26 protein-coding genes are annotated in these 26,574 nt (G+C 66.1%); 14 read left to right on the top strand and 12 right to left on the bottom strand.

The features are described from left to right. The first annotated feature begins 59 nt into the window (after positions 1-59). The 4 genes from EDF56_RS15450 (at position 60) to EDF56_RS15435 (ending at position 3,080) form a co-directional block, all read left to right on the top strand. Complete coding sequence (locus EDF56_RS15450; protein WP_132388973.1) at positions 60-497, top strand: hypothetical protein; 438 nt, start codon at positions 60-62, stop codon at positions 495-497. A 159-nt stretch (positions 498-656) separates the two neighbouring features. After that, positions 657-1,037, top strand: a complete 381-nt coding sequence (locus EDF56_RS15445; RefSeq protein WP_132388971.1) for a hypothetical protein — start codon at positions 657-659, stop codon at positions 1,035-1,037. A gap of 237 nt (positions 1,038-1,274) precedes the next feature. Beyond that, positions 1,275-1,775: a hypothetical protein gene (locus EDF56_RS15440; protein WP_132388969.1), complete on the top strand. Its 501-nt coding sequence runs from the start codon at positions 1,275-1,277 to the stop codon at positions 1,773-1,775. A gap of 153 nt (positions 1,776-1,928) precedes the next feature. Further along, the gene (locus EDF56_RS15435; protein WP_132389562.1) at positions 1,929-3,080 is read left to right on the top strand and encodes a glycosyltransferase family 1 protein; all 1,152 of its coding nucleotides are present in this window, start codon (positions 1,929-1,931) and stop codon (positions 3,078-3,080) included. Between the two features lie 236 nt (positions 3,081-3,316). Here EDF56_RS15435 and EDF56_RS15430 read toward each other — a convergent pair whose 3' ends face one another. The 4 genes from EDF56_RS15430 to EDF56_RS15415 all read right to left on the bottom strand — a co-directional run bounded on the left by EDF56_RS15430 (position 3,317) and on the right by EDF56_RS15415 (position 8,725). Beyond that, a complete protein-coding gene (locus EDF56_RS15430) occupies positions 3,317-4,264 on the bottom strand; it encodes a MarR family transcriptional regulator (protein WP_132388967.1) in 948 nt (315 codons plus the stop codon). Positions 4,265-4,467: 203 nt separating this feature from the next. After that, the gene (hemH, locus tag EDF56_RS15425) at positions 4,468-5,472 is read right to left on the bottom strand and encodes a ferrochelatase (protein ID WP_132388965.1); all 1,005 of its coding nucleotides are present in this window, start codon (positions 5,470-5,472) and stop codon (positions 4,468-4,470) included. Continuing rightward, positions 5,472-7,742, bottom strand: a complete 2,271-nt coding sequence (locus EDF56_RS15420) for a molybdopterin cofactor-binding domain-containing protein (protein WP_132388963.1) — start codon at positions 7,740-7,742, stop codon at positions 5,472-5,474. The genes hemH and EDF56_RS15420 overlap by 1 nt, the downstream gene beginning before the upstream one ends. Then, entirely contained in the window at positions 7,742-8,725 is a 984-nt protein-coding gene (locus EDF56_RS15415) for a P-loop NTPase (RefSeq protein ID WP_132388961.1), read from the bottom strand. Before EDF56_RS15415 ends, EDF56_RS15420 begins: the two co-directional genes overlap by 1 nt. Before the next feature lie 210 nt (positions 8,726-8,935). Between EDF56_RS15415 and EDF56_RS15410 the strand changes: the two genes are divergently transcribed. From EDF56_RS15410 to dinB, 4 genes are all read left to right on the top strand, one after another. Continuing rightward, complete coding sequence (locus EDF56_RS15410) at positions 8,936-10,213, top strand: protease modulator HflK (protein ID WP_132389560.1); 1,278 nt, start codon at positions 8,936-8,938, stop codon at positions 10,211-10,213. After that, positions 10,213-11,052 carry a protease modulator HflC gene (locus EDF56_RS15405; protein ID WP_132388959.1) on the top strand — a complete coding sequence of 280 codons (840 nt, stop codon included), beginning with the start codon at positions 10,213-10,215 and terminating at the stop codon, positions 11,050-11,052. Before EDF56_RS15410 ends, EDF56_RS15405 begins: the two co-directional genes overlap by 1 nt. A 164-nt stretch (positions 11,053-11,216) precedes the next feature. Beyond that, entirely contained in the window at positions 11,217-12,767 is a 1,551-nt protein-coding gene (locus EDF56_RS15400; protein WP_243652624.1) for a Do family serine endopeptidase, read from the top strand. Between the two features lie 291 nt (positions 12,768-13,058). Then, on the top strand, positions 13,059-14,177 hold the full coding sequence (gene dinB / locus EDF56_RS15395) for a DNA polymerase IV (protein ID WP_132388955.1): 1,119 nt from the start codon (positions 13,059-13,061) through the stop codon (positions 14,175-14,177). A 16-nt stretch (positions 14,178-14,193) separates the two neighbouring features. On the opposite strand, the gene EDF56_RS15390 is transcribed toward dinB, so the two are convergent. From EDF56_RS15390 to EDF56_RS15370, 5 genes are all read right to left on the bottom strand, one after another. Beyond that, entirely contained in the window at positions 14,194-14,622 is a 429-nt protein-coding gene (locus EDF56_RS15390) for an NUDIX domain-containing protein (RefSeq protein ID WP_243652623.1), read from the bottom strand. Positions 14,623-14,660: 38 nt separating this feature from the next. After that, on the bottom strand, positions 14,661-15,281 hold the full coding sequence (locus EDF56_RS15385; RefSeq protein WP_132388951.1) for a 6-phosphogluconolactonase: 621 nt from the start codon (positions 15,279-15,281) through the stop codon (positions 14,661-14,663). Positions 15,282-15,336: 55 nt separating this feature from the next. Next, the gene (locus EDF56_RS15380; RefSeq protein WP_132388949.1) at positions 15,337-15,798 is read right to left on the bottom strand and encodes a DNA starvation/stationary phase protection protein; all 462 of its coding nucleotides are present in this window, start codon (positions 15,796-15,798) and stop codon (positions 15,337-15,339) included. Positions 15,799-15,882: 84 nt separating this feature from the next. Further along, entirely contained in the window at positions 15,883-16,440 is a 558-nt protein-coding gene (locus EDF56_RS15375; protein WP_132388947.1) for a hypothetical protein, read from the bottom strand. 82 nt (positions 16,441-16,522) lie between these two features. Beyond that, a complete protein-coding gene (locus EDF56_RS15370) occupies positions 16,523-16,984 on the bottom strand; it encodes an XRE family transcriptional regulator (RefSeq protein WP_132388945.1) in 462 nt (153 codons plus the stop codon). 334 nt (positions 16,985-17,318) lie between these two features. Here EDF56_RS15370 and EDF56_RS15365 point away from each other — a divergent pair, with 334 nt between their 5' ends. Then, the gene (locus EDF56_RS15365; RefSeq protein WP_347812991.1) at positions 17,319-17,825 is read left to right on the top strand and encodes a murein L,D-transpeptidase catalytic domain family protein; all 507 of its coding nucleotides are present in this window, start codon (positions 17,319-17,321) and stop codon (positions 17,823-17,825) included. A 200-nt stretch (positions 17,826-18,025) separates the two neighbouring features. After that, positions 18,026-18,268 (top strand): hypothetical protein, encoded by a 243-nt coding sequence (locus EDF56_RS15360; RefSeq protein ID WP_132388941.1) that lies wholly within the window; start codon positions 18,026-18,028, stop codon positions 18,266-18,268. A 100-nt stretch (positions 18,269-18,368) separates the two neighbouring features. Here the strand turns inward: EDF56_RS15360 and EDF56_RS15355 are convergent, their stop codons facing one another. The 3 genes from EDF56_RS15355 to EDF56_RS15345 all read right to left on the bottom strand — a co-directional run bounded on the left by EDF56_RS15355 (position 18,369) and on the right by EDF56_RS15345 (position 21,717). Beyond that, positions 18,369-19,535, bottom strand: a complete 1,167-nt coding sequence (locus EDF56_RS15355) for a nucleotide sugar dehydrogenase (RefSeq protein ID WP_132388938.1) — start codon at positions 19,533-19,535, stop codon at positions 18,369-18,371. A gap of 262 nt (positions 19,536-19,797) precedes the next feature. Beyond that, positions 19,798-20,544, bottom strand: coding sequence for an HAD-IIB family hydrolase (locus tag EDF56_RS15350; protein ID WP_132388936.1), 747 nt, complete (start codon positions 20,542-20,544; stop codon positions 19,798-19,800). Between the two features lie 126 nt (positions 20,545-20,670). After that, entirely contained in the window at positions 20,671-21,717 is a 1,047-nt protein-coding gene (locus EDF56_RS15345) for a sugar phosphate nucleotidyltransferase (protein ID WP_132388934.1), read from the bottom strand. Positions 21,718-21,977: 260 nt separating this feature from the next. Here EDF56_RS15345 and otsB point away from each other — a divergent pair, with 260 nt between their 5' ends. The 4 genes from otsB (at position 21,978) to EDF56_RS15325 (ending at position 26,563) form a co-directional block, all read left to right on the top strand. Next, a complete protein-coding gene (gene otsB, locus EDF56_RS15340) occupies positions 21,978-22,802 on the top strand; it encodes a trehalose-phosphatase (RefSeq protein WP_132388932.1) in 825 nt (274 codons plus the stop codon). Next, positions 22,799-24,613 (top strand): glycoside hydrolase family 15 protein, encoded by a 1,815-nt coding sequence (locus EDF56_RS15335; RefSeq protein ID WP_132388930.1) that lies wholly within the window; start codon positions 22,799-22,801, stop codon positions 24,611-24,613. The genes otsB and EDF56_RS15335 overlap by 4 nt, the downstream gene beginning before the upstream one ends. Positions 24,614-24,663: 50 nt before the next feature. Then, positions 24,664-26,109 (top strand): alpha,alpha-trehalose-phosphate synthase (UDP-forming), encoded by a 1,446-nt coding sequence (gene otsA, locus EDF56_RS15330; RefSeq protein ID WP_132388928.1) that lies wholly within the window; start codon positions 24,664-24,666, stop codon positions 26,107-26,109. Between the two features lie 199 nt (positions 26,110-26,308). Next, a complete protein-coding gene (locus EDF56_RS15325; protein WP_165912204.1) occupies positions 26,309-26,563 on the top strand; it encodes a hypothetical protein in 255 nt (84 codons plus the stop codon). Positions 26,564-26,574: the final 11 nt, after the last annotated feature.

Raw genomic sequence — 26,574 nt, 5'->3', positions numbered from 1 at the left:
GGCAATTGCATCGGCCCTGCGGGACGCGTAGCAGGTTGCCGTCACAGGGGAGAGCAACGATGACCGGATCCACGCAAGCGCGCGCCCCGTGGCACTTCTGGGTGATCGGCGTGGCCGCCACGCTGTGGAGCGCCATGGCCTGTCTGGACTACTGGAAGACGGTCACGCGCGACATGAACTGGCTCGCCGCCGTCCCGCCGGACATGATGGACTGGCTGGACGCCACCCCGACATGGGCAATGGCCGGATGGGCGATGGGCGTCGGATGCGCGCTGGCGGGATCGTTGCTGCTGCTGATGCGGTCGCGCTGGGCCGTGGCCTTCTTCGCGCTTTCGCTGGTCGGACTGGCGGTCAATCAGGTCTATCTGCTCGTTTCGGATGCCCCCGCGGCGATACGGTCGCCCTCCGGAATCGCCTTGCGCGTGGTGATCTGGATCGTGGGACTGGCGCTGCTCTGGTACGCCGTGCAGATGCGGGGACGCCGGGTTCTCGCCTAGCTTCGGGCAAAAGTGTTCATACAATCTCGTACAAACCTGAACCGAATCTGCCGAACCCGCTCCCATCCCGTTCAGCCAGGTCCTTGTAGAACAGGCTTCAAGAGATGGCGGAAACCTTCCGAATAACCGGATGCTTCCGCCACGAAAGGAGCAAAAACCATGACCATTATGCGCAAGATCGGCCTTACCGGCGCGCTGGCGGCAACGGCACTCGCCGCAGCAACCCCGGCCATGGCCCAGGACTATCGTCGCGGTGGCGACAACACTGCTGCAGTCGCCATCGGCGCCGGCGTGATCGGCCTTGCACTCGGCGCCATCGTCGCCTCGGGCAATGACCATTACCGCGACTATCCGGGCTACGCCTACGGCACCGCCTATGGGCCGAGCTGGAGCAGCTGGGAATATCGCGACGGCTGGTACTACGACCATGACGGTCGCCGCCACAGCCGGGACGAATATGCCCGCTACCAGCGGAACGACCGTCCCGATGCCCGTCGCGGATACGACCACGATCGCGGTGATTTCCGCCGCGGGTACTGAGCCGTAAACATAGACGGCACCACTGACCACCGAGCGGCCGGGTAATACCCCTCCCCCGGCAGCCACGAGACGCCCGGCCCTCCCTCCTGGCCGGGCGTCTTTTTTTTTCGGCCGGGGCGAATCTGAAACATAAGCGAAATGTGAAGTTCACGATCGGTTCAGTGGCACCCGGGCAAAACAGACCCAAGCCCACCGGAACCGCCGTTAACTGGTTGGCCGGATAGGGAGTTCAATGAAATGAATGTGAAGCTCAGAAATCTCGGACTCGGTGCGGCCCTCGCGGCCTCCGCCCTGACCGCATCGGCCCCGGCCATGGCCCAGGACTACGGTCGCGGCAACGACGCTGCCATCGCGGTGGGCGCCGGGATCCTCGGCCTCGCCATTGGCGCGGCCATCGCCGACCATGGCGACCGCTACTATTACGACCGGCGCTACTACGGCGCGCGTCGTTACGTGACCGTGCGCGATCGGCCGGGCTATTACTACTACTATGAAGGCGCGCCGGGCCGCTACTATCAGGATCGTTATTACGACCGGTACTATGCCCCCTACTGGCGCGGCGCCCACGGCCCCAGCTGGCGCAACGATGCCCGCTACGGGCGCTATGACGACCGGCGCGGATACTACCAGCGTTATGACAACCACCGGGGCAATGCCTGGGGGCGGGACCGCCACGACAATCGCGGGCATGACGACCATCGCGGCCACGACGATCGTCGCGGCTACTGGCACCGCTGATCGCCTTCGGGTCGCGACGGTAGTTCCAGAATGAATGCGCGCACGTGGCGGCATCGCTGAAAGGGTGATGCCGCCACGTGCCGAACGCTGCATGGGGCATTCCATGATCCGCACTCGCCAAGCCGGGTGGGGGAGGCTATGGGGCACCCCATCATGGATATCGCCGAGCTTCGTATCGCCCTGTTCTCGGGCAACTACAATTATGTGCGTGACGGCGCCAACCAGGCGCTCAACCGACTGGTCGGCTACCTGCTGAAGCAGGGCGCGCAAGTGCGCGTCTACGCCCCGGTCGTCGCCAATCCCGCCTTCGAGCCCACCGGTGACCTTGTCGGAATCCGCTCGCTGCCGATCCCGACCCGTTCCGAATATCGCATTCCGCTGGCGATCTCCGGCAAGGCGCGCCGCGATCTGGAGGCGTTCGCGCCGCATGTCGTCCACCTTTCCTCGCCCGATCCGGTAGGACATCAGGCGCTGAAATGGGCGCGCGATCGCCATCTGCCGGTGCTGGCATCGGTGCACACGCGCTTCGAAACCTACCTGCGGTATTACAACATGGCCTGGGGCGAGCCGCTCATCGAGGCGATCCTGCGCCGCTTCTACCGCCGCTGCGACGCGCTGGTGGCGCCGTCCGAATCGATGGCGCAACTGCTGCGCGAACAGCGCATGAACTACGACGTGTCGATCTGGTCGCGCGGCGTTGACCGCGAGATCTTCAACCCCGCCCGCCGCGATCTTGCTTGGCGCCGCGCCAAGGGCATCGGCGACAACGAAGTGACGATCGGCTTCCTCGGCCGCCTTGTCATGGAAAAGGGCCTCGACGTCTTTTCGGACACCCTGGACGACCTCACCCGGCGCGGCGTTGCCCACCGGGTGCTGGTGGTGGGCGAAGGCCCGGCCCGCGAATGGTTCGAGGCTCGCCTGCCGCAAGCCGTCTTCGTGGGCTTCCAGCAGGGCGAAGACCTTGCCCGCGCGGTGGCCAGCATGGACATGCTGTTCAACCCCTCGGTCACCGAGACGTTCGGCAATGTCACGCTGGAGGCGATGGCCTGCGGGTTGCCTGTGATCGCCGCCGCCGCCACCGGCAGCCAGAGCCTCGTCGACGACCGCGCCTCGGGCCGCCTTGTCCCGCCGGGCGCGATCCATCAGTTCGCCGAGGCGATCAAGGGTTACATCGAGGACCCGGCAATGCGCGAAGCCCACGGCCGTGCCGGCGAAAACCGCGCGCTGGAATTCAGCTGGGACCGCATCAATCAGGAAGTCGCGGATACGTATCTGAGGCTGATCCGCCAGAGGGCGCGCGGCTGAGTTGAGAGTGGGATTACGATCCCGCTACCCATCCTGACGACACCAGTGTTGCAGGCGAATTCGCTACCTGCTCCTCCCCCTTAGGGGGAGGGGGACCGCCCGCAGGGTGGTGGAGGGGTATCCCCCTCGGTTGCGCATCACCGCTGGCGGTTACACCCCTCCGTCAGCGCCCCAATAACAGGATGGGCGCTGCCACCTCCCCTTGCAGGGGAGGAATTACAACTACCGGCCCTGCCTCAAACTGGCGCTGGGGCCGTCAGCCCGATTTCGCCGAAGTAGCGGCCCAATGCATCCACCGCCTTGTCGGTCAGCTCGATGAAGGCACGGCGGCGGTCACTGTCATCGCAGACACGGCGGAACAGGCCGTTTTCTACCATCTGGCCGATCCATCGCAGCGCCGTCGTCGGCGGAACGGCAGCGGCAATGCAGAGCGAGGTCACCGAAACCTGCTTGCGCTCGACCCGCGCGGCGGCGAGGTCCAGCAGCATGTCCCACGCCGGATCGGCGAACAGGTCACCCTCGATGAACCGCCCCCGTAACTGGCGCTGGCGCAGGATCTTGCGCACCAGTCGTGCTTCCGGCAACCGTGCGGGCCTTTCGAGAACCTCTTGCATGGTCTCAACCTGAACGGGGGACGCCACGAAAGGTGCAACGGTCGGCTCGGAAACACGGCTGGAGCGGCCCCATTCCACCCCGGCTGGGCCGGTAGGGGCCAGCCGCTCGATCCGGCCGGCGATTTCGCCGACCTGCTCGGTCAGCCGCAGGATCATCAACCGATCGTCCTCGGAAAGCTCGCGCACACGGCCTTGCGACAGCGTGGCCAGCGCACGGCCCAGCGCGACGACGCGCTCACCGCGACTGGGATCGACCAGCAGGATCGGATTCGAACAGTCCATGCAGGCAAAGACGTCATCGAGCGCGTCAACGCTGGTCGAGACGATCAGCCGCACCCCGGCGTCCGCCACGCGAATGTCCAGCCGGGCCAGCGCGGCGATGGTCCGGGCATCGGCGCGCGGACAATCCACGAGCACTACATCGCCCAGCATAAGCCCACCATCGGCGAACGAGTCGTCCGCGAGTTCGCTCAGCCCGCTGTCGGTAACGTAGAGCCCGGCCGCAGCCCCATCCTCACGCATCGCGGCGCGCACGTGATCGCGGTCGGCGAAAATCGTGAGCCTGGGCATGGGCCCCGGCCTGCGCGATTGTCGCTGCGATCCGTCAGCGGGACTGCCATAGGTGAAATCGGCCGGATTACCCGGGCTATAATGCCTGTCGTCCATACGCTCCCCTCAGCGCTTCAATGGAGAGGAACATGACTAGAACGAAAGGTCCACAAGTCAAGGAAACCAGCCGTTAAATCCTTGTCATGGCATGCGCGGCCGGGAACTCACCAACCCGACAGTTCGCGCCTGACCAGCGCCTCCAGCATATCCATGCCGGGAACCGTATCGTTCAGGCAGGCGAGCACGGCAAACTGCTCCCCGCCCGCTTCCGTGAAGACTTCACGCCCGCGGATCGCCAGTTCCTCCAGCGTCTCCACACAGTCGGCCGAAAAGCCGGGGGCGGCCACGGCGATACGCCGCGTGCCTGCCTTTGCCTCGGCCGCGAGCACCGTTTCGGTCGAGGGTTCGAGCCATTTGGCGCGGCCGAAGCGCGACTGGAAGCTGGTTTCAATCCGGAGCGCCGGGAAGCGTTCGGTCAGGCGGCCCGACAGCAGGCGCGCGGTTTCGCGGCACTGGTCGTGATAGGGATCGCCAAGGTCTCGCGTCCGCTGCGGCATGCCGTGGAACGACAGCAGCAGCACTTCGGGCACGAAATCGAGGGTCTCCAACTGGCCCGCAAGATCGGCCTCCAACGCACCGATATGCGCGGGATCGTCGTAGTAAGGCGGCAGGCTGCGCAGCGTCGGCTGCCAGCGCAGCGCTGCCATCGCCTCTCCCACGCGGTCGGTGACGGAGGCCGTGGTCGCGCCCGAATATTGCGGATAGAGCGGCACCACCAGAATGCGCTCGCACCCGGCCGCCTTCATGGCCGAGAGCCGCGCGGGGATCGCCGGATTGCCGTAACGCATCGCCCAGTCGACATGCGCCCGCGCGCCCAGCCGCTCCTGTAGCGCCTTGGCCTGCGCGGCGGTGATGACCGCGAGCGGAGAGCCCCCCTCGGTCCAGACTTGCGCATAGGCATGGGCGGACTTTGCGGGACGCGTGCGCAGGATCACGCCGTGGAGGATCGGCTTCCACAGCGCGGCCGGGATCTCCACCACGCGCGGGTCGGAGAGGAATTCGGCAAGGTAGCGGCGCACGGCGGGCGCCGTCGGCGCGTCGGGCGTGCCGAGATTGACCAGCAGCACGCCGATCCGGCCGGAACTGGCTTTGGGGTGTTCGGCAGCCATCACAACTCCTCGGCAAACAGGGGAAGGCGGCGGAACCGGAGCCCGGTGGCCGAATAAAGCGCATTGGCGACAGCGGGCGCCACCGCCGCCACGCCCAGTTCGCCCGGATCGGCGGGATCGGCCTTGCTCTCGATGAATTCGACCTCGATACGCGGGCAATCGGCCAGTACCGGCAGCGCCATCTCGCCCAGCCGGTCGCTGTCGGGCCGCCCACCGACGTAGCGCGGTGCGCAGCCGAGCGTCAGCCCCAGCCCGAACACCAGTCCGCCTTCGATCTGCTGGCGGGCGATGTCGAAATTGACCACCCGCCCCACGTCGGCGACCGCGCTTAGCCGGTCCACGCGCACGCCGTTCTCGTCCCGCCGCGCGCTGGCGACGACGGCGATGCGGCCGTCTCCGATCACATGGCAGGCGATGCCCTGTCCGCTGTTGTCCCCGCCGCCGCCCCATTCGGACAGCGCGGCCACGCGCTGAAGGCATTCGGCCAGGCGGGCATCGCGCCCGAGCATGGCCATGCGATAGGACAAGGGCTCGCGACCGGCGCGGTGGGCCAGTTCGTCGATGAAGCTCTCGTTGAAAAAGGCCGTGTAGCCGTGCGCATTGCCGCGCATCCGCGCGGTCGGCAGGTCGATCGCGGCGGGCAGATGGTCGACCGCAATCGCGGGGATCGCATAAGCGGGCACGGCGCCCGCCAGCGCCATCGGATCGGCCTTCCCGGCGACGGCGGCGATGGCCTCGCCCGGCGTATCCCCATGAAAGAAGCGGCGGCCGAACGCGCGCATGCCCGGCGGCGCGGCGATGCGGGCACGCCAGCCGGCAATGTTGCCCTCGGCATCGGGCCGCGCCGCCATCACGGCAACTGCCGGCATGCGCGGAAATGCCGCGCGAAATTCCTCGCCGCGCGGCCAGGTGAGCTGCACCGGCCGTCCCGCTTCCTTGGCCAGCAGTGCGACTTGCGCGGCGTGGGCGCATTCCAGCCGCAAGTCGAAACTGCCGCCCAGCGCCATTGGATAGTGCACGACCTTGCCGATACCGATGCCGATCGCCTCGGCCGCCGCCGCACGGGCAGCCTCGGGCGCCTGCGTACCGATCCAGAGGTCCAGCGTGCCGTTCTCGAACCGGGCGGTGGCGCAGGCCGTCTCGATCACGGCATGCGTGGCCGGGGCGACCTCGTAGCGGATCTGGACCGGCAGCAACCCGTCCACGGCAGCACTGTCTCCGGTAAGGTGGATGCGCTCGCCCGCGCCGGTGCGCATGGCGCTATCCAGCGCATTGTCGATCGCATCGCTGTCCAGCGCGCCGATCACCCGGTAACGTGGTTGGGCACGGACGAGTGCTGTCTCCGCGCTCCACCAGTCGTCGGCCAGCGCGGCGACCCAGCCGGGCCCCTGAACGAAGCGCCGGAAGCCGCGCACGGTCTTCGCGGCCTGTTCGTTGAGCCCGGAGACTTCGGCCATCGCCCCCTGCCCGCCGACCAGCGGCGCATGGCGGATCGAAGCGCGCAACATGTCCGGCAGGCGCACGTCGCCCGCGAAGACCCACGAACCGTCGACTTTCGACGGCAAGTCCAGTCGGGGATAGCGCAAGGGCGCGCCGGGCGGGAACTCGCCGGGCTTCTCGGCGGGAAAATCGGGCCGCAGCGGCGGCGGATCGGGCGGCGAGAATGTCGCCGCATCTTCCGCGAGCGCGCCGAACGAAAGCACCTTGCCCGCGTGATGGACCAGCCCGCCGCTGACTTCGCATTCCTCTGCGGTGACACCCCAGCGCTTCGCAGCTGCCTGCGCCAACAGTGCACGGGCGGAGGCGGCGGCAGCCCGTATCGGCGCCTCGTAAGCCGCGAGCGAGGTGCCGTCCGCCGTCACATTGAAGCGATTGTCCTCGGCCCAGCGGCGGGCGAGGAAGCCGTCAGGCGCTTCGGCGACCGAGGGCGCCAGCGGCATCCACAGCGGCGCCCACTTCGCGGCAAGCACCGCATTGGCATAAATCGCACTGACCGGCGCGGATTCCACCGCGATCTGCCGCCAATCCGCCCCGAGCTCCCAGGCGACAACTTGCGGCAGCAGCGTGGTCACGCCCTGCCCCATCTCCACTTGCGGCACCGCCACGCTGACCACGCCATCGGCGGCGATCTTGATCCAGGCGCCGAACGCATATTCGTCCTGCTCCGGCTCCAGCGGCAGCGGAAACCGGCGCGGGCGCAGCAGATAACCGACCGCGAGGCCGCCGCCCGCCAGCGCACCGATCAACACGCCGCGCCGGGAGACCTGCATCAGAGGCGGTCCAGCCAGTCACCCACCTTGCGAGCGAGGGCGATGAAGGACTCCGCTTGCGGTCCGCTGCCGGCAGCCGTTGGCGTGCCCGCATCGCCTTCGCGCCGGATCGCGATGTCGAGCGGGATGCGGCCGAGGAAATCGAGGCCCATGGTCTTCGCTGCCGCCTCGGCGCCGCCGGCGCCGAACGGATCGCTCACTTCGCCGCAGTGCGGGCAGGCATAGCCCGCCATGTTCTCCACCACGCCGACCAGCGGCACGCCGCTCTTCTCGAACAGCGAGACGGCGCGGGTGGCATCGATCAGGGCAAGGTCCTGCGGGGTGGAGACGATCACCGCCCCGGCGGGTTTGAACTTTTGCAGCATCGTCAGCTGCACGTCGCCGGTGCCGGGCGGCAGATCGACGACGATGATCTCGGCATTGTCCCAGTGCGCTTCGAGGAACTGGGTGAGCGCGCCCGCCACCATCGATCCGCGCCAGGCAATCGCCTGACCCGGCTCCGACAATTGCGCCATCGACAGCACCGGCACGCCCCAGGCGCTCGCCACCGGCACCAGCCGGCTTTCGTGCGCGACCGGGCGCTGGTCGCCGGTCCCCATCAGGCGTCCTTGCGAGGGCCCGGAGATATCGGCATCGACCAGCCCGACCTTGCGGCCAAGCCGGGCCAGCGCCACGGCAAGATTGGCGGCCAGCGTGGACTTGCCGACCCCGCCCTTGCCCGAACCCACTGCAAGAATGTGCTGGCGCGGCTTGTCGGCCATGACGGCGACGTGAACCTCGCTCACGCCCTCAGCCCCTTCGAGAGCGGCGCGCACGGTGGGCTCTATGGCGGCATGTTCCTGCACCGAAAGCCCGGTACCGTCGATCACCGCGACGACCCGTCCGTCGGTCACCCGCAGGGACCTTATCCGCGCCGCCAGATCGGGCGCCAGCAGGGATTTCAGGCGGTCAGCGTCGGGGCTGGCGGCATCGGGGCTGGTCATGGCATCCTGTCGGGAAATCGGGAGAAGAGGCGGCGCGAATGCCGCTCAGGTGGCGCAGTCGAGGAAAAAGGGCAAGAGAGGCACTGTTTTTGACGAAAAAGGGTTCCTATAGATGGTGCCATGAGAACAATCGGTGACGCCACCTCCAGCGCCGGCCTCGGCACTGATCCGGACATCCGGTCCGGACCCCTTTCCGGCAATACGCTTGCCATGACCGGCCGCAAGAGCCCCTGGGGCTCCGGCGGTGACGGCGGGGATGACGGCGACGGCCCGCCGCGTACGGGTCCTTTGGCCGGTCCGCAAAGCGGCAACGAGGGCGACGCGCCTTCGGGCGGGGACGGCGAACCCGAAAGCGGCGAAGGTCGGCAGGAGCCCGGCACTACGCCGCCCGGCCCTTCCACGCCCGGCACTTCCGCTCCCGAAGGCAAGGGCGCGCCCGGCGAGCCACGCGGCCCGCGCAATCCCTGGCTGCCAAGCGGCGGCACTCCGCCGCGCCGCTCCGCCAGCATCGAGGACATCTTCCGCCCCCGCGATCCGCGCCGCACCTCCGGCGGTGGAAATGGCGGCGGCCTTGGCGGCTTACCGAACCTGCCGCGCCGGTCCGATGGCAAATCGTGGTTGCCGCTCGGCATCGGCATCGCGGTCCTGGGGCTGCTGGGTGTTTCCAGCGTGCACGTGCTCGGCCCCACCGAGCAAGGCGTCGTCACCCGTGTCGGCCAGTTCTCGCGCGTGATCGATCACGGCTTCTCGCTGACCTTGCCCTGGCCCATCGAGCAAGTCGAAAAGACCGACGTACGCAGCTTCTCGGTCGACCAGATTCCGGACGGCGAGGGTGAGAAACTGATGCTGACGGCGGACAAGAACCTTGTCGATCTCAGCTATCAGGTGCGCTGGAACATCAAGGATCTGAAGGACTATTCCTTCCGCCTGACCGATCCGAAGGACACCGTGCGCGAAGTGGCGGAAGCCGCGATGCGCGCCTCGATCGGGCAGATCTCGCTCAACGACGCGCTTTCGGGTGCGGGGCGTGCGCGGGTCGAACAGGACGTGCGGGACCGCACGCAGCGCATTCTCGACTATTACCGCGCCGGCGTCGCCATTCAGGGCGTGGAGATCAAGAAGGCCGATCCGCCGTCGAAGACGCGCGCGGCGTTCGATCAGGTCAACGTTGCCCAGCAGGAGGCAGACCGCGACCGTTCGAACGCGCGCGCCAGCGCCCAGCAGGTGATCGCCCGCGCCCAGGGCGATGCCGCGCAGTTCGACAAGGTTTACGAGGAATACAAGCTCGCGCCCGAAGTGACGCGGCGCCGCATGTACTACGAAACGATGGAACGCGTGATCTCCGACAACGACACCATTGTCGCCGAACCCAAGAACATGAACAGCTTCCTGTCGCTTCCCGAGATGAAGCGCCGTGCCGATCCGGCTGCCGGTGACATCACCGTCACGGCCGGGCCGACCGCTTCCGCCACGCAGGGAGGCCAGTGATGAACAGCATCTGGCAAGACTACAAGCCGGCCTGGATCGCTCTTGGCGCGGTCGTGATCGGCGCGATGCTGAGCGTGATCGTGGTGCCCGAGACCGAGCAGGTCGTGATCGTGCGCTCCGGCAGCCCGGACCGCGTGTTCAACGCCTATGTTCCCGGCGCGCCGTTCGGCGCCACCGATGCCGGCATCCACTGGCGCATCCCGGTCTTCGAGCGCGCGGTGCGCATCGACAAGCGCCTGCTTTCGGTGGACATGCAGCAGGAGCAGGTCCTCTCCACCGACCAGTTGCGCCTGAACGTGGATGCCTTCGCGCGCTTCCGCATCATCGATCCGGTGAAGATGGTGCAGACCGCCGGCACGACCGAGGGTGTGACCGAACAGCTCCAGCCGATCCTCTCCTCGGTGGTCCGCCAGGAACTGGGCAAGCGGACGTTCGAATCGCTGCTCACCGCCGAGCGCGGTGAGGCCATGGCCCATATCCGCGACGGGCTGGACCGCGAGGCCCGCGAATATGGCGCGCAAGTCGTGGACGTGCAGATCAAGCGCGCCGACCTTCCCGAAGGGGCGCTCGAAAGCGCCTTCGCCCGCATGCAGGCGGCCCGTCAGGAAGAGGCCAAGACGATCACCGCGCAGGGCCAGAAGGACGCGCAGATCATCCGCGCCGATGCCGAGGCGCAGGCCGCGCGGATCTATGCCGACGCGTTCGGCAAGGATCCCAAGTTCTACGACTTCTACCGCGCGATGCAGAGCTATTCGATCTCGTTCGCCAAGGGCGAGGCCGGAAAGACCATTCTGCTTTCGCCGGATAACGCGTATCTTCAGCATTTCCGGGAACCATAAGGCTTCCCAAGCCATCAACCGGTCGGGGCTTTCGCCCAACGGCCTCACGCATTAGACACCATTCAAACCCGGTTAAGCTCACCAAGCGTCAATCGGGACCGGTGTCGACAGGACGTTGATCCGGCACCCCCGCCAGGATGGAGGAATCAAAGGACGTGAAGCCCGTGCGATACGCTTATGGATTGACCACCGCGCTCCTGCTCGGAGGCGCCACGCTCACCCTCGTCACAGGCTATCCTGCCGGGGCCCAGGTCGCGCAGAACGAAGCCAGCCAGATCGCCCGCGTCGCGCCGCGATCCGGCGCTCCGGCCAGCTTCGCCGACCTGACCGAACAACTCGCGCCCGCCGTCGTGAACATCTCGACGCGTCAGCGCGTTCAGGTGCAGGGCGGCGGCAACAACCCCTTCGCGGGCACGCCGTTCGAAGGCCTGTTCGGCGGCGGTGGCGGCGGCAGTGGTGCCCCGCAAACGCGTGAGGCGCAGTCGCTCGGTTCGGGCTTCATCATTTCGGCCGATGGCTACATCGTCACCAACAACCACGTGATCACCGCAGAGGGCAAGGGCGAGGTCGAATCGATCACGGTCATCATGCCCGACGGTACCGAGCTTCCCGCCAAGCTGATCGGCAAGGACGCCGCATCCGACCTTGCGGTGCTCAAGATCACCGCGCCCAAGGCGCTGCCCTTCGTGAAGTTCGGAGACAGCTCCAAGGCGCGCGTGGGTGACTGGGTGGTCGCAATCGGCAACCCGTTCGGCCTGGGCGGCACGGTTACGGCGGGCATCGTCTCGGCCGTATATCGCAACACCGGTGCCGGCGGCGCCTACGACCGCTATCTCCAGACCGACGCCTCGATCAACCGCGGCAATTCGGGTGGCCCGATGTTCGACATGAACGGGCAGGTCATCGGCATCAACAACGCCATCTTCTCGCCCACCGGCGGCAGTGTCGGCATCGGCTTCGCGATCCCCTCGGAGATCGCCGCGCCGATCGTCAACCAGCTCATCAAGGGTGAAAAGATCCAGCGCGGCTACCTGGGCGTGCAGATCCAGCAGCTCAACGAAGACCTCGCCGATTCGCTGGGCCTTGAGCACAACAAGGGCGAGTTCATCCAGAGCGTCGTCGCCGATGGTGCCGCCGCCAAGGCCGGTATCCAGGCCGGCGACGTGGTGGTGAAGGTTGGCGGCAAGGAAGTGACGCGCGACCAGAGCCTCTCGTTCATCGTCGCCAATACCACGCCGGGCACCAAGGTTCCCATCGAACTGATCCGCAACGGCCGCCACATGACGGTGACCGCCACGATCGACCAGCGCCCGAGCGAGGATGATCTGGCCCAGAGCCAGAACTTCGATGACAACAGCGGCGATCAGGACAGCGACGCCTTCAACAATCCGCCCGCGCAGCAGGCGCAAGGCGTGATCGAGAAGGCAACCGGCCTTTCGGTGACCCCGCTCACCGCGCCGATCGCCCGCCAGCTCGGCGCCGCGGAAGGCACCAAGGGCCTTGTGATCGTCTCGGTCGATCCCAGCTCGGATGCCGGCCAGAAGGGCTTTGCCCGCGGCTTCATCATTCTCTCGGCGAACAATCAGCCGGTCAACACGAAGGCGGATCTGGAGAACGTGATCAAGGCCGCCAAGGCAGACGGCCGCAGCGCGATCCTGCTGCGCGTCCAGCCGCGCGGCCAGTCCCCGGCATTCGTGCCGGTGCGCCTGCGCTAAGCCGGTATCGGATACCGAAACGAAACGCCCGCCGGGAAACCGGCGGGCGTTTTCGTATCAGGCGCACCTCTCTCCCCGTCGCTCCCGCGAAGGCGGGAGCCCCGCTTTTCTTGAGTTCACGCAGAGACGCAGAGAGACCGTGCAGCAATCCGCCGTTCTCTCTGCGTCTCTGCGTCCTAAAAAAAGAACAAGCGGATCCCCGCCTTCGCGGGGATGACGGAATTTGATGCATTAGATTTCATCGGGCCAGACTCATATGGAGCCCGCCCACCACGCCGCTATAACAGGCCCATGTCATCGCCCGAACATGCACGCGAGGAGGAGGAAGCCGACGGCCTGCGCAAGGTGATCCACGTCGACATGGATGCCTTTTTCGCCAGCGTCGAACAGCGCGACGATCCTTCATTGCGCGGCAAACCCGTGGCGGTGGGCGGTTCCTCGCAGCGCGGCGTGGTCGCCGCCGCCAGTTACGAGGCGCGCAAGTTCGGCGTGCGCTCGGCCATGCCCTCGGCCCGGGCCGTGCGGCTCTGCCCGGATCTGATCTTCCGGAAGGCCCGCTTCGACGTCTACCGGCAAGTCAGTGAACAGATCCGCGCGATCTTCCTCGATTACACGCCCCACGTTGAGCCGCTCTCGCTCGACGAGGCCTATCTCGATGTCACCGCAGATCTCAAAGGCATCGGCTCGGCCACTCGCATTGCCGAGGAAATCCGCCGCCGCATCAAGGCTGAAACCGGCCTGACCGCCAGCGCCGGGGTATCCTACAACAAGTTCCTCGCCAAGCTGGCAAGCGACCAGAACAAGCCGGACGGCCTCTGCGTGATCCGCCCCGGCGAGGGCGTGCAGTTCGTGGCCGCGCTGCCGGTGCGGCGCTTCCACGGCGTGGGCCCGCGCGGCGCGGAGAAGATGGCACGGCTGGGCATCGAGACCGGCGCCGATCTTGCCAAGAAGGACCTCGCCTTCCTGCGCGCCCATTTCGGCAGCTTCGCCGAATACCTGTTCCGCGCCGCGCGCGGGGTGGACCTCAGGCAGGTCCGCGCCGATCGGCCGCGCAAGTCGGTAGGCGGAGAGCGCACGTTCTTCGAGAATATCGCCGGGGCCGATGCCCTGCGCACGACCATGGACGATATCATCGAGATCGTCTGGACCCGCATCGAACGCGCCGACACGCGCGGCCGCACAGTGACGCTGAAGCTGCGCTACGCCGATTTCACCACGCTCACCCGCGCCCGGTCATTGCACCATTTCGTTGCCGACAAGGCCGAATTCGGCGCGATCGGCCATGCCCTGCTGGAAGACCTGATGCCCCTGCCCCAGCCGATCCGGCTGATGGGCCTGACCCTCTCCGCTCTCGAACGCGGCGAGGAGGAGGTCCGCGAAACACGCGGCGGCCAACTTTCGCTGCTCTGATCCGAAATCCGCCTGCTCAGGCGTCCATCTGAAGCGCCCATTCGCCGATCTTGCGGGCAAGCCCGGCCGGCATCGCCTCTGGCAGTGCATCCAGCGCGAAGAAGGCGACTTCCACGATCTCACGCCCATCGGCGCGCGGCGTACCTTCGACATGCCCCGCCACCATATGAACGCGGTTGCTGGCCCCTTGCAGGTCCTCGTCGATGGTCAGCAGGACTTTGCCGCCGAGCAACTCGCAGCTCGTTTCCTCGACGAATTCGCGCATTCCGGCCGCCAGCGGATCTTCCGCCCGGTTCATCCCCCCGCCCGGCGGCATCCATTTTCCCGATCCGTAGGAATGGCGCAGCAGCAGGATCCGGCCCTGCGGGTCGAACGCAAGCACCCGCACGCCTTCAAGCCGGGGGCGACGGATCGACCACACGACCATCCGCGCCCGGTGCGCCACCCGATAGAGGGCCCGATGGAGGCCGGCGGGCAGGAAGTTCAGCAGAAGCAGGTGACCTTGTGCCGCGCCGCGCGCAGCAGCCGGGCGACAGGCAGGTCGTGGCCGCCTTTCACAGCATCCTCGAAAATCGCCCGCTTGTCGTCGCCGCGAATCACGAAAACGATCTCGTCGCTGTCCGTCAGTGCGGGGATGGTGAGGCTGACGCGATCGAACGGCGCCTCGGGCGGGAGCGGATCGGGCGTGAGACGGCGCACCGCGTAGGGATCGTCGATCTGCGGATCGGTATTGGGGAACAGCGAGGCGATGTGCCCGTCCCCGCCCATGCCGAGCCAGGCCACGGCGAAGTGCGGCGGCTGCGCGTCTTCCGTAAGCGGGACGATCTGTGCGCCCACCGGCTCCAGACGGGCGCGTATCTTGCCGACATTGCTGGCAGGATGATCCTCGTCGACGATGCGATCATCACCCGGCCACACCGCGATGCGGTGCCAGGGAATATCCTCCTTCGCGAGAAGGTCGAAGATCGGGAATGGTGTGGAACCGCCGGGAACGGTGATCGCGATGTCATCAGGACTGGTGGCGAGCGCGGCTTTCAGGCGCTCGGTAAACCATTGGGCGATCACCGCATTGTCGGCGTTTTCGATGATTTCAAGCTTCGGCATGGGAGGAGCCTAGCACCCCCCATGCCTGTCAAAAAGCAATCATTGAAAACGATAATCAGGCAATGATCTCGCGCAGGAACCAGGCGCGCTGTTCGGCCTGATCGGTCCAGTCGTCGATGATGCCGTCGGTGGCATTGTCACCAGCCTCACCGGCCAGTTCCTTGGTCGCCTTCAGCGTGGCGACATAAGCGGAATTGTCCTCGAACAGTTCCTTGACCATCGCCATCGCGTCCAACGAAGTGTCGTCCTGATTGGCGATCGAGGTCTTGGCACCGATCGCGCCGATAGAGGTCAGCGTCTTGCCGCCCAGCTTGCGCACGCGTTCGGCAATCAGGTCGGTCAGGCCGAAAATCTCGGTCGCCTGCGTATCGAACAGCAAGTGCAGGTCATGGAACTGGGGGCCCTTGACGTGCCAGTGGAAGTTCTTGGTCTTCACGTAGAGCGCAAAAGTATCGGCCAGCAGCCCGTTCAGGCTGTCGATCAGCGCGGCCTTCGAATTGTCGTCCTTGGAAGTCATGCCTGGTTTCCTCGTTGGTCCGTCGTGGTGGAATGTAGAGTGGTGAACGTATGAAGAGAAGCCCGCTTCGAACGCGATTTCCGATCAGAGCAGTGAGAATTCCCGCAGAAACAGCACGATTGCCGCCAAGAGCAGCACGCCGCCGAGCGCTCGCCTGACCGTGCGCAGTCCCTTGAAGTCCAGCGCCTGCGGGCAGGCCCAGGCGAGCCCGGCGAGAACCGCGCCGCCGAGCGCCCCGCCCGCTCCCGCCGCATAAGGCGCAGCAAGGCCGACGCCGAGGCCGAAGACCAGGAACCGCGCTGCATCGGTCAGTTGCTGTGCGAAGAGCACCAGCGCCAGCGCGCCCAGCGAGTTCGTGGGCTCCTTCGGGTCACGCCGGGGGACGAGCAGCATGAGTTCGGCGCCCGCCAAAGCCAAAGCTATCCCCGCGAAGATCGCGCGCGCCGGAGGCGGAAGCTGCAGGAGCAACGCGCTCGCCGCCCATGCCGCGATAGCCGCCGTCAGCACCGCGCAGGCCAATGCGACCATAAGGACGCCGGGCCGCGCGCCCTGCCGCCGGGCGAGCCCCGCCACGGTCACCTGATCGCGCGCGCCAAACCCGGCAAGCAGCACCGCGATCCATGTCAGATAAAACGCGGGCATCGACTCGGCGTCCGTAAAATTCCTGCAATCTCACGGTCACTTACGGGAAGCCGGCGAGAATGTCCCGCCCCATGACCCGGCCTCAACTCCTGCCGTCGTCGGCCCGCGCAATCAGCGCATCGAGCGAGGCCCGGCCCTGCCGCAGTTCGGGCAGGATCTTGCCCAGTTCCGCGCGCGTGATTCGCTTGCCCCCGTCGCTGTCCACCGCCTGCGCCTCGACCAGTCGGTGCAACGCCTCCACCAGCGCGAGGATCGGGTCGACGCCGATCACCCGCTCCGGCAACGCCACCGCCCGCACTTGCGCCAGCGCAAGGCATCGGTCGATGGCACCGGGTCCGAAACCCCGCTCTATCGCCAGCAGGAGGATGGGATCGAGGCTGGTCGCTTCCGACTTCGCATTGCGGATCGTGCCGGGCGAACATCCGAGTTGATCGGCCAATTGCCGGTCGTTCAGCCCCTGCCCTTTCTGAATGCCCCGGATAATCGCCGAAACGGCCTTGCGATACTCGTCGCTGGTGGGCGGACCGGATCGGCTAGCAGTCATGCGAGGGTTTCCTGGAGTTTTCGGGGCAAGGGCGCGAATACAGCACGTTGTGCCGATTTATGTGAATCTCTCCAAGACGTTGTCGATGAATCTGGCCTATTGGGACGACGATATGAGATTCAGCCGACGTAACTTCATCGTCGCCGCGACGGCATTTGCGGCGAGTTCCTCGACTGCGGTCAGCGCAATATCCGCCTCAACCCTCGGTTCAGGCGGCTTTCCTGTGCCCGGTTCGCCTCCTCCCGGCTCTTTGCCGATGGGTCCGGCGACAATAGGCGGGGTGGCGCCAACCGTCCCCGCCGCGCCCCGCACGATTCCCGAACTCCATCCCGCGATGGCGCCCGGACTCTACGCCGCCGCCCTGTCCGCGCTCGAACGGCATGCCGGTCGCGCTCAGCGCGACCGCATCGGTATTGTCGACTTCGCGGTATCCTCGTCGGATCCGCGGCTTCATCTTATCGACCTTGCCAACGGGACGGCCGCGTCGCTGCACGTCGCGCACGGCAGCGGCTCAGACCCGGGGCACACCGGCTGGCTCCAGCGTTTCTCGAACAGTCCCGGTTCTAACGCCACCAGCGAGGGTGCGTTCCTGACCGGCGATTATTATTTCGGCCACCATGGCCGCTCGCAGCGGCTGATCGGGCTCGACCAGACCAATGACAACGCGCTGGAACGCGCCATCGTCATCCACGGCGCCTGGTATGCCGAGCCGACGATGATCGGCGCGCACGGCAAGCTGGGCCGCAGCCAGGGCTGCCTTGCGGTGGGGGACAGCCTGCTCAACCAGGCATTCAACCACCTCGGCACCGGCCGGCTGATCTACGCTGCCAAGATGGCGTGAACGGCCCGGGCTGAAGTCCCCGAAGATTTTACCGGCCCACTCTCGGCTGGAAGATGCCGCGCGATAACCGTCGACCGGACGCCCCACGGCCTCGGCATGTCTCATATTCCCTTTCTCTACTATATTAGTTGAGATAATCTGCTGTCGCCCCGGGACGTAAACCGAGTCGACCGGTTGCATCGCTATCGCGGAGATACGTGATGAACGATCACAGATGGGCTAGATCGACCCCGCACGGCAATGTGCCTAGCCTCGCCATGCCGCGTGATGGGCGGCCGACATGGCGGCGGCCGGATATCCGGGCCGACAACGACGATGTGTTCGCAACCGCCCACGACCTTGGCCAACGGTGCGGCCGGCGACTGGGCGCGTTGATCTGCCTGTTCGTGCCGCTGGTGTTCTGGGGCGCGCTGGCTGTCTTCGCCTTGGCGCAATCACTGTAGGCCGACCTCAAAACGCCGAGAACGAGGCGCCTGTCCGCAAGCCTGTAGGGCGCGCAGCAGGCAATCCGCCGCTCCAACTAGCGCACCCGCACACCGCAGATCAGTCCGCGCCGAACAAGTCGCGAGAGAAAACCTTGTCCATCACGTCCTCGATTTCGCCGGTCATGCGATTGGCGATAATGACGTCGACATCGCGCTTGAACGCATCGAGATCCCGCACGACTTTGGAATTGTAGAATTCTTCCTCCGCCATCGCCGGTTCGTAGATCACGACCTCGATGCCCTTGGCCTTGATGCGCTTCATGATGCCTTGGATGGAGGACTGGCGGAAATTGTCCGATCCCGCCTTCATGACCAGCCGAAACACGCCGACCTTCTTCGGCTTCCGCGCGATGATCTGGTCGGCCAGGAAGTCCTTCCGGGTGCGATTGGCGTCCACGATCGCGCGGATGAGGTTCTGCGGAACCTCCGAATAGTTCGCCAGCAGCTGCTTGGTATCCTTCGGCAGGCAATAGCCGCCGTAGCCGAAGCTGGGATTGTTGTAGTGCATGCCGATGCGCGGATCGAGGCCGACGCCCTGGATGATCTGGCGCGTGTCCATGCCGCCGGCGATGGCGTAGCTGTCCAGCTCGTTGAAAAACGCCACCCGCATGGCGAGGTAGGTGTTGGCGAACAGCTTGATCGCCTCGGCCTCGCGGGTGTCCGTGAAGAGGACTTCAACGTCCTTCTTCTCCGCGCCGCCAAGGAGCAGATCGGCGAAAATGCGCGCGCGTTCCGAGCGTTCGCCCACGATGATGCGGGACGGGTAGAGGTTGTCGTGCAGGGCACGCCCCTCCCGGAGAAACTCGGGGCTGAAAATCACCTGATCGGTCCGATAGCGCTCGCGCACATCGTCGACGAAGCCGACCGGGATGGTGGATTTGACCACGATAGTCGCGGCCGGGTTCAGCTTTACCGCGGCCTGAATCACCACTTCGACCGACGACGTGTCGAACTTGTTCGTGTCCGCATCGTAATTGGTGGGTGTGGCGACAATGACGTAGTCCGCGCCGTTCAGAGCCTCCGCCTGATCCAGCGTGGCCGTGAGGTTCAGCGACCGTTCCGCAAGGAACGTCTCAAGCTCCGGATCCGCGATCGGGGATTTTCTGGCGGCAAGCATCCCCACCCGGTCCGCCGAAATATCGACGGCAAAGACCTCATTGTGCTGCGCCAGCAACACGGCGTTGGAGAGACCAACATAACCAAGGCCAAAAACCGCGATCTTCATGTAGGTCACTCACGTTATCAGTGTATTCAATCACGGGAAAGCGCGCGCCAAGGCCGCCCGCGGCCCCGGGGTCATGTGTTCTATTGAGGGCCCGGCCGGCCGCGTCAACGAGATAGTGCTGCAACTGCACATTCCGGGATAAACCGAAGATTTTCAGCAGTCGAAGCGAAAGACCGGCATGTCCGGCGCCACAAAACGCCCGCCGCTTACGCCGCACCGGACGAAGGAACCGTCCCCCCGCCCGGCCCAAATGCACGAGCGCTTACTTCTGGCAGGCGACGATGGCGTCAATCACGTTGAGCGTATCGGCCGGATCGCGCACACAGATGGTATCCAGACCCATGGTCTTGGCCGGGTAGTCGTTACCGCCCGGGAAGATGGCATCGCCGATGAACAGCATCTCCGCATGGGTGAAATTGCCGCGCTCGGACAGACGCTGAAGGCCCCAGGCCTTGTCGACGCCAGGCTGCGTCACGTCGACCGAGGTCGCCCCGCCGAGATTGACCGAAACGCCGGGCAGGCGTGCCATCAGATCGGCCTGGATCACCTTGCGCTTGGCGAAATTCGGGTCCCAGACTTCCTTGGCTTCCAGCGGAGCCTGCTGCCCCAGCGCCGAGAACGTGATCTGGCTGCCACGATCCTCGATCCGCTCGCCCCAGGTTTCCTCGGGCGTGAAGCCGGTGGCGGCCAGCGCGGCATCAAAGGCGTCGAGGATCTCGCGCTTCTGCTCGTCGGTGAACAGTTCGGCATAGACCGACGCCCAGCCATCTTCGCCATGGACGTAGAGCTTCGCGCCGCTGGTCGGCATCAGCCACAGGCGCTTGCAGTCGGCATGGGCCGGGAGACGGCTTGCCACCTGCTTGTCGAACTGCGGCCAGTCCCCGCCCGAGATCACTGCGACATCGGTGACTTGAAGCAGCCGGGCCATCGCCTCGGCCATCTCGTCAGTGAGCGGCTGCTTGCTCTTGGCCAGCGTACCGTCGAGATCGAAGGCAACGAGTTTCTTCATTTCCGGTCTGTCCCTGTAATCGGAGCACTTGGCGGAGCCATCTGGTGCGCGCACCTGCCACTGGACGCATGACTTGAAAATCCCCTTTGCGCCGAATCCGCGGCAATCGGGGGACAACAGGTGCGCTTACTGGTTCACGGCGCCGGAAAGCTTGCCGACTTTCTGCACGCCTTCAACGGTGGTGACGAGCACCTCGTTCCCGTCGATCACGACCACCACGTTGGACAGCCCGATCACCGAGACACGCGGCCCGTCGCTGTCGACCAGCACATTGGTACAGTCGACCAGCTCGGCCTCACCCGCACCGCGCACCGAATTGCCGCTGCCGTCACGGTCGAGCGCGTCGTGCAGCGCCTGCCAGTTGCCGATGTCCGACCAGTCCATGTCGGCAGGCACCATCGCAGCGCGACTGGTGTTCTCCATCACTGCGTAGTCGACCGAATCGCTCTCGACGTCCGCAAACGTCGCCGCATCGGGGTGGAAGCGGTGGCCGTCCGCCGCGCCCTTCTCGACCGCTTCGCGGACTTTGGCGGCGATCGCGGGCCGGTGCGCGGCGAGTTCGGCCATGAAGTCACCCACACGGAAGGCGAAGATGCCGCCATTCCAGGCATAGTTGCCGTCCTCAAGGAAGGCCTGCGCGCGGGCGAAGTCCGGCTTCTCGACGAACTGGGCGGTGCGGAAGCCGGGCGTGCCTTCGATGGCCTCGCCGCGCTTCAGATAGCCGAAGCCGGTCTCGGGCCGGGTCGCCTCGATGCCGAACGAGACCAGCCAGCCTTCCGCAGCCAGTTCCGCCGCCGCGCAGGCGACATCGGCGAAGACCTCGGGACGGCCGATATGGTGGTCGCTCGGGCAGACCAGCATCACCGCGTCCTCGGGCAGGCGGCAGGCGGCCAGCGCTATGGCGGCCGCGGTGTTGCGCGCAGCGGGCTCGACGATCACGGTCGCCCCCGGCGCCCCGGCCAGCTGCGCCTCGACATGTTCGAGGTGCTTGGTGCCCGTCACCACCACCGGCGCGGCAAAGCCCTGCGCCGCCGGGCAGCGCGCGAGGCTTGCCTCGAACAGCGTGGTCTCGCCCACCAAGGGCAGGAACGGCTTGGGACGTTCAGCGCGGCTGCGCGGCCACAGCCGCGTACCGTTGCCGCCGCAGAGAATGACCGGAACGATCTGGGGCATGGGGCGTGATGTACTCGATGAAGGCCGCGTCACGGGCCACTGGTGATACCGGGTGAGTAACGTGTTGCAACCGCGATTTGCTCCCGGCGGCCCGGCCTGTCGCACGCAGCTGTAAGCGGAACCTATTCGGTGCCGGTGCGTTGCCCCCACCATGCCTTTATCCGCGCCGAATTCCGCGCCCATTTTCTCAAACCGCCTTCGTTGCGCCGCGACTTATCAAGGGGTGGCCATTGCCGCTGCGAAGTGAGAGACTGCCGCCAATGACCAGCCCGAGCGAACGCGTTCCTCCGGCGGACCATGGCGAGATCCCGCGCGATCTCCCGCCGCCGCCGCCCTTGCGTTTCGCGCGCATCGGCGCACCGCCGCCCTCGCTCTTTCTCGATTTCGACGGCACGCTGGTGGAGATCGCGGATCACCCCGACGACGTGGTGGTGGCGACCACCCTGCCCAGCCTGATCGCACGGATTGCCGACGCCCTCGATGGACGGCTCGCGCTGGTGACGGGCCGCTCGATCGCCTCGTTGGAAGCGCTGATGGGCCCGCTTGAGGTGGCCGTTGCCGGATCGCATGGCGGCGAATTCCGCCCCGCCGGGCAGCACGAGGCCCTCGCGCTCGCCGCCCCGCTCCCGCCGCTGGTAGTAGACCGGCTTGCCACCTTCGCGCAGGACAATGGCGGCCTGCTGGTCGAGCCCAAGCCCCACAGCATCGCCGTCCACTATCGCCGCCACCCCGAAGCGCTCGCCCCCCTCGTCGCCTGTGCGAGCGCCTTGGGCGAAGAGCTTGGCCTTGCCCTCAAGCACGGCAAGCAAGTGATCGAACTCGCCATGCCGGGATCGGACAAGGGCAGCGCGGTCACCCGGTTCATGGAAACGCCGCCTTTCGCAGGCTCGCAGGCGCTGTTCGTGGGCGACGATGTGACTGATGAGGACGCCTTCACCGCCGTTATCCGCCTTGGCGGCCACGGAGTGCTGGTGGGTCCGATGCGCGCAACGGCGGCGACATGGCGCCTCGATTCCGTCGGGGCTGTCCATCGCTGGCTCGAAGAGGCCCTTGGGGCCACAAGGCAGGAGAATGTCCCGGCATGAGCGCGCTTGAACTCTGGCCCATCGGCAATTGTCAGGTCTCCGGCCTTATCGATACATCGGGCGCGCTGGTCTGGGGCTGCGTGCCGCGCGTGGACGGCGACCCCACGTTCTGTGCCCTCCTGCGCGGCGAAACCGGGCAGGACGCCGGCACCTGGCGCTTCGAGCTGGAGAACCAGGCCACCGTCCACCAGGGCTACTTGCGTAATACCCCGATCCTCGTCACCCGGCTTGAGGATGCGACCGGCGGGGCGGTCGATGTCATCGATTTCTGCCCCCGCCACGAACGCATGGGACGGATGTACCGGCCGGTCGCCTATGCGCGCATCGTCCGCCCGGTCAGCGGATCGCCGCGCATCCGCTGCGTGCTGACACCGATGAGCGGCTACGGCGCGCAGATGGCCGCCACGACGCGCGGATCCAACCACATCCGCTACCTTGTCGAGCGCAACACCCTGCGCCTCACCACCGATGCCCCGATCGGCTATGTGCAGGACGAGCGCTATTTCCGCCTCGAAACCCCGCTGCACTTCTTCCTCGGCCCCGACGAGCCCTTCGACGGCGATGTCGAGCACCGGCTCGAATCGATGCTGCGCCATACCGGCGACTACTGGCGGCTATGGGTGCGGGGGCTGGCGACGCCGCTCGACTGGCAGGACGCGGTGATCCGCGCGGCGATCACGCTCAAGCTCTGCCAGCACGAGGATACCGGCGCGATCGTCGCCGCGCTGACCACCTCGATTCCCGAGGCGCCCGGCAGCCAGCGCAACTGGGACTATCGCTACTGCTGGATCCGCGATGCCTATTACACGGTGCAGGCGCTGAACGATCTGGGCGCGCTGGACGTGCTGGAAAAGTACCTCGGCTACTTGCGCAATATCATCGACGATGCCGAAGGCGGCGCGATCCAGCCGCTCTACGCGGTCAGCGGCGCGCGCGAGATCATCGAGTGGGAAGCGCCGGACCTGCCCGGCTATCGCGGCATGGGCCCGGTGCGCGTGGGCAATGCCGCCTACTATCAGGTGCAGAACGACTGCTACGGGCAGATCGTCTTGCCGGCGATCCAGGCGTTTTCCGACCAGCGCCTGTTGCGGATGGCCTCGGCAGACGATTTCGCGAGCCTCGAACAGGTCGGCGAACTGGCCTGGAAGACCCACGACCAGCCCGATGCGGGCCTTTGGGAACTGCGCACGCGCACGGCGGTGCATACCTATTCCACCGTGATGAGCTGGGCTGCCTGCGACCGGCTTGCCAATGCCGCCGAGCATCTGGGCCTGCACGAGCGCGCGGACTTGTGGCGGGAGCGCGCCGAAACTGTGCGCAAAAACATCGACGAGCGGAGCTGGCACACGATCGAAGGGCCCGATTTCGACGATGGCGGCGCCGGCGGCCACTATGCCGCCACCTTTGGCGGGGACCAGCTCGACGCCAGCCTGTTGCAGATGGTCGAACTGCGCTTCGTCGCGGCCGACGATCCCCGCTTCAAGGCGACGCTGGCCGCCGTGCAGAAGGCGCTGCGCCGCGGCGAGCACATGCTGCGCTACGATAGCGAGGACGATTTCGGCCTGCCCGAAACGGCTTTCAATATCTGCACCTTCTGGCTGATCGAGGCGCTCCACCGGTCCGGGCAGGATGAAGAGGCACGCCGCCTGTTCGAGGCGATGCTGGCCCATCGGACCCGGTCCGGCCTGCTGTCCGAAGACATGGATTTCGAGACCGGCGAGCTGTGGGGGAACTTTCCGCAGACCTATTCGCTGGTCGGTATCATCAACTGCGCCGGGCAACTGTCCCGGTCGTGGCGGGACTGGCGCTGACGCCCGTTCCACAAGAGCGCGTCAGGAGGCGCGCTACTGGGGATAATGCAATGAGTAGTAGATTGATCGTCATTTCGAACCGGGTCTCGGTGCCCAAGGCGGCGGGTGCCGCTGGGGCACAAGGGGGACTTGCGGTGGCGCTCAATGCCGCGCTGCTGGAACATGGCGGCATCTGGTTCGGCTGGTCCGGCCAGGAAACCGAAGAATTCACCGGCCATCTCGACATGCAGCGCAACGACGGGATCACCACGGCCACGATCGATCTCGAACCGCAGGATATCGACGAATACTACAACGGCTATGCCAACCGCACGCTCTGGCCGCTGTTCCACTACCGCATCGACCTGACCGAGTACGACCGCAATTTCGGCGAAGGCTACGAGCGCGTGAACGAGCGCTTCGCCGATGCCGTGCTGCCGCTGATCGAGGGTGAGGATCTCGTGTGGGTCCATGACTACCATCTGCTGCCGCTGGGCTCGATGCTTCGGCAGAAGGGCGTGAAGAACCGCATGGGCCTGTTCCTCCACACGCCCTGGCCGCCGACGCGGCTGCTGGTCTCGCTCCCGCTGCACGAGCGGCTGGTGGCCTCGATGCTCGAATTCGACGTGATCGGCTTCCAGACCTCCGAGTGGCTCGAAAGCTTCCTGCACTATGTCCAGAAAGAGATGGGCCTGAAGGTCAATCCGGACAATTCGATCGACTATCAGGGCCGCCGCGTCGTCGCCCGCGCCTTCCCGATCGGCATCGATTTCGACGAATTCGTCGAGGGCGCCGCCGGTCCCGAGGCACGCGACGCGCACGACCGCCTCAAGCAGAGCGTGCGCGGGCGCAAGATCCTGATCGGCGTCGACCGGCTCGATTACTCGAAGGGCCTGGGCGAGCGGATGGAAGCCTTCGGCCGCTTCCTGGCCGATAATCCCGAACAGGCGGGCAGCGCCGTGCTGCTCCAGATCGCGCCGCCTTCACGCGGGGATGTCGCCAGCTACCAGATGATCCGCGAGGATCTGGAACGCAAGACCGGCCACCTCAACGGCGCCTATGCGGACGTCGCCTTCGTGCCGATCCGCTACGTCAACCGTGGCTATCCGCGCGAGCAACTTGCCGGGTTCTACCGCGCCGCCGACATCGGTCTCGTGACGCCGCTACGCGACGGCATGAACCTTGTCGCCAAGGAATATATCGCCGCGCAGGATCCCGAGAATCCCGGTGTGCTGATCCTTTCGCAATTCGCCGGGGCCGCGCATCAGTTGAAGGATGCACTGCTGGTCAACCCGCACTCGATCGAGCATGTCAGCGAGGCTATCAAGCGCGCGCTTGAGATGCCGCTCGATGAACGCCGCGAACGGCACCGGAAATTGCTCGCTTCCGTGCGCGATCACGATGTGCGCCGCTGGCGGCAGGATTTCGTGAGCGCCCTGTTCGGAGATGAGGCCCCGCCCCTGCTGGACGATGCTTCTCCCGAAGATTCCAGCGAACCACAGGACCAGACGGCGTAGGAACCGACCGTCGCAGGCCCGGCACGGGTCCGCCGGGAAAATTCGTGGTACCGCCAAAACATCCCTCGCCTGCAACCAATCTGACCACTAAGTCGGATATCGAGAGGGTGTGGACGACGGGAATCGGGCCATCGGCAAGATGCCCGGACGTTCTATAGTACACTGGAAAGCCCGAAGAAGCGGGCGACATGGTGAGATGATGGGCCAAGTTCTTTACGGCGAATGCGTTCGCTCCGGCGAGACGACGATCGTGCGCATATCGGAACTAGCCAGCCGCAGCTGCGCGGTTGAAACCGATTTGCCGGTTGCCGACATGGAAGGCGACCTGAGCCTGTGGATCGGTGCGATAGGCCCGCTCGCAGCCAAGGCGACGCGCAGGGATGACACCAATCTGGCCGTCCATTTCGTACAGCCGCTCGACGCCCAGATCCTGCACCATTTCTCCCGCTCCTGACCGATCCCGGT

It is taken from the genome of Novosphingobium sp. PhB165, assembly GCF_004341845.1.
Classification (GTDB): domain Bacteria; phylum Pseudomonadota; class Alphaproteobacteria; order Sphingomonadales; family Sphingomonadaceae; genus Novosphingobium.
This window is presented reverse-complemented; position numbering and strand designations above follow the sequence as displayed.